We start from the raw sequence: 5,084 nt of genomic DNA on the forward strand, positions 1-5,084 counted from the left end.
ATCCTGTTGTGGTGCTTGTTTAACAAATGTTCCTTCGTTAGATTAACGAAAAATATAAGTAGCTTATGAATATTTCAATCAACAGAATAACCAAAACGGCGATCCAACCGAAAAAGAAAAGACCTAAACAGGCACTAAACATTTGTTTCCCAAAACTTCTTTTTTCATCTGAAATCTTGATTGTTAAGACATAACCAATAAATATTAAAAAGAATAAAGTCCAAAAGATGCTCTTGAATAGACAGATGGCTCCGCCGAATAAAAATGATGCTAAGATAAAGTAAAATATCGATTTTTTCTTGTTCATTTTTCACCTTTGATTTTATATGGCGTAATACCTCACAGTGTAATTCTGCAACTAATAATTACAATAATTATTTCAATATCTTCTCTTCGTTTTCCTCCCTATACTTTAACGAAACCAGGGAGCAGCTTTCGCGTGGCGAGCTGCTCCCTGGTTATATACGCTATCGTTCTTACGTTAGTTGAGCGCAATATCTATTATCGACGGAAAAATTCAGATCTTGAAGTTTTAATAACAGCAGTTAGGACATACCTCTGCTGCTTTGGACATATCAACTTGAAAACCAAGTTCGGATTCTAAAGACTGAAGAATTGACGGTTTTACCATTCTTTCATTCACAGCGTTGATATCGTAGCAATCTCCCATCCAAAGTGAACGGATTAACAGAGGGCAGTCATACATTTCTTTATGGTCAACCATGTTAACGCTTCTATAATTGTCCACTTCTGACCACGTAACGAGGCCTAATGTCATTCCCTTTCGTGTTTATCACATTCTCATTCCCTCGTTAGTTTAGTTCCCAACTGTTTCTCAAAGTTGCTTGCTCTTGACTTATTTACTCTTTCAAATAGGAATCAATCGGCTCAAAATCTCCGCAAGAAATTATTAGCTCAGCACTGTTGGGCATTGAGAAAAAGCCCATAGTTTGAGAAATATATCCTTTCTCGCAGGGATCGACGTGTACATGATAGCTGTTTGTATAATCATTTTGAGCCAGTCTTAGTAATTCCTGTGCAAAACCAATTAATCCATTTTTACTTAAAGTGATCATCACTCTATTATTTTTTAAAATTTCAACCTGTCCTACGTTATCTTTTTTTGTAAACTCGGGAGTGTCATCATCAATATTTAAATTAACCCCTACGGAATCCATACTCTTAACCCCTATGCTGTAACAGTACCCTGTCTTAAATCMATCTTTAAGTGCAGTTTCAACCTCTTCACTCACACGGACGACATCGGAATCCACTGTTGCATACCATTGGTTTCTTGTATCTCCCCAGTCTTCTTTTCTCCATCCCAACAATATATTAAATTCACCAACCGTAGTCTTATGCACAATTGCTTCTAAATGAAAATCCTCATCGTATAGAAATACGCGTTCCCCTTCGTTTAACTCAAAATAATCAGCTACTCGACTTTCAATTCTCCAATGTCAGAACTCGGTCCATTAAAATCATTCCAAATACGTTTCATCCTGTTCTCCTTTAAATCAGAACTATCCTGAATATTTAATAAGAGCGGGTAACTCGGTTTCACTCCGCTCTAGCCAATCTGCTGGCAGCCATTATGGTTTTGTGCTATAGTTTCGCTAGCTTGATCATTTTGAGTTAACAATATCATCGAACCGAGCTTCTAACTTGATAAATTTTTCACCCCAACCACTATCAATTGATATTCCTTGGAATGATCCAGTTGGACCAAATAAGATTATTAGTTCAGATATTGCTTTATCTTCTCCAAATTTTAGTCGCTGTTTAAGCGTATCTATGGGCGTTAGGACATCCTCAACATTTTCGAAACGCGACCATGAGACATCTGTAATTGAAGTGTCTATCAAATTCCTTAGTTCAATTAGCAAATACAATAAATCATTGAGATTGTGCACTTTGTTTCACTCCCAATTTCCGGTGGCCTGATATCGTGGTGCTATAGTTCCCAGTTAGCATAATGAATGTCCAGTTTGCTTCTCAAGGCGTTTCCAATATTGAAAGTAGCTTTCTAACCTCTTCTTTGGTAACTCTCCCATACTTGGACTGACCTTCAATAATTACTTCTAATAAGTCTTTCTTTGGAGATAGCCAAACGGCATAAGTTACTGGTTCATAAGAAATTGTTGGGACTACGTTGAAGGTAAAAATTTTATAATCAGGTTGACGGGACATTTCTACTTTTGCGTTTTTCCATTGCACATTTAGTAAAATACCCATTACCGTTTCATTATCTTCAATCTTCTTATAAACCGTGTAGTTCTGACCTTCAGGTTTACTAAGATGGAGATTTAAGTTATTTTCAATATTCTTTACCGCAACTTGTTCGGTTTGTTCTTTACCGCAACCAATCAGCAAAACAAAACTACATAATGCTAGATAAATAATTATCTTTTTAATCATTATGTATACATCACCCCTTTGACGGAATAAACCATTTGAAATAAGACGTATACCCCCGCATGAATGTTGCAACTTTCAACTATCCTGCCCGATCGTATTATAGCGGAGTGAAGAACTACCGCCTGGCTACCCTTCAAATGTTTTAACTATCGTTTTCCATTAATTCAATCTTCCGAGATGGAATCCACTCGAATGGCAATGCGATAGTAATTTGTCCAATCCCCGTCTCCTACTAAAGTGGCCTGAAACCAATTTCCTTCACCAGTTGGGACATTGCCATCTCTGATTGAAGGCCCTATCAAGATAAGATTACTCTTGGCGGTGCCAAGTACTTTATTGCCCTGATCATAATAAGTCAATGTAAGCCTGTATTCATGTGTGCCTGGGACTTTTCCTTGAATCCAAGCATTTCCAACTGAAAAATCCTCACCGTGCTGCACTCTGAGCATGCCCAATCGAACTTTTTCATCCTGATCCTGTATATTACCGCCAGGAGGATATGGTAGTCCAAAGTATAAGGGGAAGGTTCGCTCAAGAGTCACCCATTCAGTCTTGGAGAGGTCCKAACCTTGCGGAATGGCAAGTATTAGGTTCACAATTCCACTTTTCCCAGCCCGCATCCTTGATGTGTAAGGAATTCGTGTTATCGTGTCTCCTTCATTATTCCGAAAAACCAACTCGCCGTATACTAAACGCTCATCCGTTCCGTAGTTTATCCTACCAACATTCCAAGCTCCCTCTTGAATTACTAGACTGGCCTGAATAAAGGTTTGGTTAGCCAGTTTGAAGACCTCAATCCTATTTACCTTCATCAGTTCGCCGTAATCGGGACTAAGTGCTGAGGGAAAATGATGTTTGCCATCCCCCCCGTTTACTTTCAATTCAGGTTGAATCAACCACTGATCACCCATCCATGAGGTTTCGATCTCAAATGCATTAAAGCCAGTTGGTGAGATGAATACTCTTTTAACATGCACTTTCTGTGGGGACAACGCAGCTCCATTGGCAGATTCTTGCGAGGCACTATCGTATAACGGAGTGTCGGATGCTAGCTCCATATCGGCTGAGAGAGGCTTAATTTCACCAATTTGAGTGTTATATAGCTTGATCCACATTTTTCCGAGCCAAGAAGTTTGGATCTGAATCCAGCTGTAGCCATCGGGTTGCAGCCAATCTCCATATTCAACATTGAGTACATTGACACTTTGAGGACTTAGTGCCGCTGGACTTTCTAAAGTATCATCTGGCTTTTCATACATCGGAGTTATAGTGATCAAGTTGATCGTACTAGGTATACCGTAAGGTAGAACTTTAGCATTCATTTGTGAGCTATCAGATTGGGCATATCCTGTACTTGAAAAAATGCCCATGTAGAGGCATATAAAAAGTAATATTCTCTTCATTTATTTTCCTCCATTCAATTCCACTGCATTTTTTTACCCATTTGACCACACCAACCTTATTTTACCATATAATACCATAATTAGTCCTAATGTATTAGCTCGCGGATACATCAAAAATGCCCCCTCTACTGACATTATATTTCTATGAGCTTCCCCGTTAGCGCAATGCTCTTTGTTCGATGTACTGTAACAAGAACTCTTTATCTTCAGGAAAGGTAAAATGCAGTTCATTCAGCTGCTCAGTGGTCTTCCAAGCAATTTCATATATAAGTACATCAGGGTCATGGATTGTTGGTTGGCCACCTAAAATTTCAACCTCTAAATATGTAACATGGAATTCAACTGGACCAAATGCCCCTGCCTTACCCTTTATCTCTCTGTTAACTTTACAGCGGTAACCTGTCTCCTCATAAACTTCTCTAATGCAGCAATCTTCTAGTGTTTCATCTTCTTCTTCTTTGCCCCCAGACGGCACAGACCATCGTTTCTCTTCTTCTGGTTTACCTTGTAGGACCATAAGTAATTGTCTATCAGAATTGACACATATAGCTGCAGCACCGACCCATCGATTCATCAGAATTCCCTCCTGCCACAAGACTAACCTTCACACTACATTTTAACACATATTGGAAGTATCCTGCCCGATCGTATTATGAGGTCACCAGATATTTCTGGTAGACCTCATTTTTGTGTGGTCTTAAGATAACGGTAGCCGGGGATCGAACGATTCTGCCCGTGGGAGCCACATCCCGAGAGCTATTCAGTTCATCCCCCCTACTTGTTCAACCATGTTTAGGCTGGTTGGGACATGAATCCCGTATCACATGCGATAGTGTGGAAGACAAGAAGGTTAGGGGTTGCCGGTGAAAATACTACAGGAGTGATGTTATGAATCCAGTCATTGGTTTGGATGTTTCAAAGGGGGAGAGCCATGCACAAGCTTTTTTAAACCGTGGAGTACCTCATGGGAAGATCTTTAGGTTTAGTCATGATCTTGAAGGGTTAGCGTCTTTTTTAAATTATATTAGAGGAGTGGAATCAGCTGCAGAGATGCCTCCTTCCATTGTTATGGAAGCAACAGGTCATTATCACAGCCCCGTTGTTCAGTTTCTGGACGAGCAAAAGTATCTGTACATCGTAATTAATCCGTTAATCTCACACGAAGCCAAGAAGACCAATTTGCGACGGGTGAAGACAGATGCCGCTGATGCTTATCAACTTGGGGTACTGTTTTATAAAGAGGAGTTTGAACCCTACAAAAAG

General features: G+C 39.6%; 6 protein-coding genes. 1 reads left to right on the top strand and 5 read right to left on the bottom strand.

What is annotated here, in order from left to right; translation table 11 throughout:
* Positions 1–860 precede the first annotated feature (860 nt).
* The 5 genes from AC1DLM_RS34690 to AC1DLM_RS34710 form a co-directional block, all read right to left on the bottom strand.
* Complete coding sequence (locus AC1DLM_RS34690; RefSeq protein WP_477572533.1) at positions 861–1,364, bottom strand: Imm32 family immunity protein; 504 nt, start codon at positions 1,362–1,364, stop codon at positions 861–863.
* Positions 1,365–1,625: 261 nt separating this feature from the next.
* Positions 1,626–1,913 (bottom strand): hypothetical protein, encoded by a 288-nt coding sequence (locus AC1DLM_RS34695; RefSeq protein WP_477572534.1) that lies wholly within the window; start codon positions 1,911–1,913, stop codon positions 1,626–1,628.
* A gap of 82 nt (positions 1,914–1,995) precedes the next feature.
* Positions 1,996–2,418 carry a hypothetical protein gene (locus AC1DLM_RS34700; protein ID WP_477572535.1) on the bottom strand — a complete coding sequence of 141 codons (423 nt, stop codon included), beginning with the start codon at positions 2,416–2,418 and terminating at the stop codon, positions 1,996–1,998.
* A gap of 164 nt (positions 2,419–2,582) precedes the next feature.
* Positions 2,583–3,821 carry a hypothetical protein gene (locus AC1DLM_RS34705; RefSeq protein ID WP_477572536.1) on the bottom strand — a complete coding sequence of 413 codons (1,239 nt, stop codon included), beginning with the start codon at positions 3,819–3,821 and terminating at the stop codon, positions 2,583–2,585.
* 157 nt (positions 3,822–3,978) lie between these two features.
* Positions 3,979–4,395: an NUDIX hydrolase gene (locus AC1DLM_RS34710; protein WP_477572537.1), complete on the bottom strand. Its 417-nt coding sequence runs from the start codon at positions 4,393–4,395 to the stop codon at positions 3,979–3,981.
* Positions 4,396–4,709: 314 nt separating this feature from the next.
* On the opposite strand from AC1DLM_RS34710, the gene AC1DLM_RS34715 reads away from it, so the two are divergent.
* A partial coding sequence (locus AC1DLM_RS34715; protein WP_477572538.1) for an IS110 family transposase occupies positions 4,710–5,084 on the top strand: 375 nt, incomplete at its 3' end.

It is taken from the genome of Paenibacillus sp. 01T442, from assembly GCF_056398345.1.

Bases quoted from the DNA above. Each gene is read 5' to 3' on its own strand.
- AC1DLM_RS34700 (WP_477572535.1), bottom strand. From the start codon at position 2,418: ATGATTAAAAAGATAATTATTTATCTAGCATTATGTAGTTTTGTTTTG.
- AC1DLM_RS34710 (WP_477572537.1), bottom strand. From the start codon at position 4,395: ATGAATCGATGGGTCGGTGCTGCAGCTATATGTGTCAATTCTGATAGA.